The organism is Sphingobacterium shayense (assembly GCF_013179575.1).
Lineage (GTDB): Bacteria > Bacteroidota > Bacteroidia > Sphingobacteriales > Sphingobacteriaceae > Sphingobacterium > Sphingobacterium shayense.
Window position 1 is genome coordinate 1 of sequence record NZ_JABMCQ010000282.1, and the last position, 2,546, is coordinate 2,546.

At 42.6% G+C, this 2,546-nt stretch carries 2 protein-coding genes and 1 pseudogene; all 3 read right to left on the reverse strand.

Going from position 1 to position 2,546, the window contains the following annotated elements:
- Positions 1-381: SusE domain-containing protein (locus HP439_RS18665; RefSeq protein WP_172391838.1), on the reverse strand; the 381-nt coding region annotated here is incomplete at its 3' end.
- A gap of 20 nt (positions 382-401) precedes the next feature.
- Positions 402-1,973, reverse strand: coding sequence for a RagB/SusD family nutrient uptake outer membrane protein (locus HP439_RS18670; RefSeq protein WP_172391839.1), 1,572 nt, complete (start codon positions 1,971-1,973; stop codon positions 402-404).
- A 17-nt stretch (positions 1,974-1,990) separates the two neighbouring features.
- Positions 1,991-2,546 (reverse strand): annotated as a pseudogene (locus tag HP439_RS18675) (SusC/RagA family protein); the annotation flags it as partial.

A 2,546-nucleotide genomic window follows, 5' to 3' on the forward strand; every position in this document is an offset into this window, starting at 1 on the left:
TAAACGGACTTCAAGTTCACTCTGGATGTCCACAGGTAACTCGAGAGCTAATAATATTCCATTAAGCTCGAGGGTTGTATAATTAATTTCGCTCGTTCCCGCTGCGAGAGTAATTTCTTTGGCTCCCAAAAAATCCACGCCTTTAGGCGCTATTTGTAGTACGTTGGTAACGGCTGCCGAATATCCAAAATCTGCAGGCGTCCACTGAAAAGATATTGCTTGTTCATTTTCGCGTTCTTTAGAAAGGACGATGGATGATTCCGATACGTTAAGTATTGCTGCACTAACAGGCGAGGCAACCAGCTTGGTTTCCTCTTTTTGGCATCCCCCCATGATAAGGATCAGCACAGTTGCAATTATATTAAGACCTATAAGTTTCATAATTTTCAATTTAATCGATGTTAGTATCCCGGATTTTGTACTAGATTAGGGTTTGAAATAAGATCAGCTGCTGGCAAAGGAAATAATGTTCTATAGTCCTCTACTTCTTTACCTATAGCGACACCACCTTTGAAGGGCCACAAATAGCTTCCACTGGTATACTTACCAAAACGAATAAGATCGGTTCTACGGAACGCTTCCCAGTACAATTCTTTGCTGCGTTCTTCTAGAACGATATCGAGCGATAAAGTTGAAAGATTTCCTGAAGTGTTTCCGTAAGCTCGCTCTCGGAGTAAATTTAAATAGGTTAACGCCTGTGCATTTGTTCCACCTGTCCCTCCTCTCATTACCGCCTCTGCGTAGTTTAGATATTGTTCTGCTAAACGAAATAAAGGAAAATCTGTTGAACAAAATGTTCCATTCACCGATCGCCCATTTTCCCCCGTGGATGTTAAATTTGTAAACTTTGTGATCGCCAACCCTTCCGTGAAAACAGAGGGATCTTCGATATTTGGGTTGCTTCCAAAGAACATCGCCCTTTTGTCTGTGCCCCCGGTTGGATCCTCAAAGACGGCAGGAAGTGTTGCCCGACTTCTATTTCCTCCCCAACCACCACTAGGAATTCCGAAGTCGGAAGGGGTCATTGATGAATGTACGGAAGAGTTTATTAGAAAAGTGGTACCACCATTATTTTGTGTTTGCTGACCGTCATATGCGATGGGCATAATTATTTCAGAATTGTTGATATTGTTATCGGCCGTGAACAGGTGCGCATAGTTTGCCTTTAAGCTATATCCGGCATCAATAACTTTGCTGGCGTAATTTATTGCTTCGGTGTATTTTGCCTGACCTGTATAGACTTCTGCGTTGAGATACAGACGAGAGAGGAGCGCCCATGCGGCTCCTTTATCTGCTCGGGCGTATTCATTTTGTCGGGCTTCAGGAAGTAGAGTTTCTACGTCTTTTAATTCATTTTCTACAAAAGAAAATAAATCCGTTCTAGTAATTTGGATAGGAGGCGTTTTTCCGATCTCATTCTCCTCGGTAATAAATGGAGGATTCCCGAAAAGATCCATCAGCACCCAATATTGATATGCGCGCAAGAACCGGGCTTCTGCACGGTATATCGCAATTTGTTCTGCATCGTTTCCTGTTATTCCCCGTGCTGCTAGTTTATCGTCGGTACTCTCGCGTAGAAACTCATTGATTACCGTTATATGGTATAAACTACGCGTATACAGTCCACGCAACATAATGTGACTTGAATTCCATGTCAGGTAATTTAGATCCGCTACCCCAGGGTCCCCCAGCCAGGCGCATATACCTTCATCACTAGCGAGTTCCTGAGCATTCCAGTACAAACGTAAGAAGTCCGAGGTGCCAGCGTCGATACCACCAAGATCACTATCACCCGGCCCCTTTCCACTTGTAACTGCGAAACTTCCATAAACTTTCGCCAATGCGTTTTTATATCCTTCCGGCGTGCCATATGCCACATCGGCTGTAATATCATTAGTTGGTGTTAAATTCAGGTCCTGGCTACAGCTACAAGCTATAGCTAAAACAATTGCTGCAAATATATTCCGTTTCATTTCTTTTTCTTTAAATATTAAAAACCTAGGTTTAGCCCAAGAACGAATGTGCGTGGTCTTGGATAGAATCGGTTGTCAATTCCGCTACTTATCTCTGGATCGACCCCCTTGTATTTAGATACGGTGAACACGTTTTGGACGTTCGCCGATACCGTAAGCTGACCGATTCCATTAGGGAAAATGCTACCCGCCGCATAGCTCAAAGACAAGTTATCCATCTTTAAGAATGAAGCATTGTGAATGTAATAGTCACTAGTATACTGCTTCTGTAAAAATTTAGTATCTAAAAAGGATACCGGTGCGTTATTAATCGGGCCATTGGGATCTAGCACATTGTATTGGCTAGCAAAGTTGGATGAAATATTATCGTATATGTAGTTACCGATGTTTGCACGTAGTACCGTAGATAGTGACCATTCTTTATAGCGAACCTGTGTCGTGAAGCCGAGCATATAATCTGGCACAGGAGATTTATAAAAATAACGATCATTGTCGTTGATTATACCGTCACCATTCAAATCCTCGTATACACCTTCAATTGGTAGGCCCTCTTCGTTGTATACCTGTTTGTGA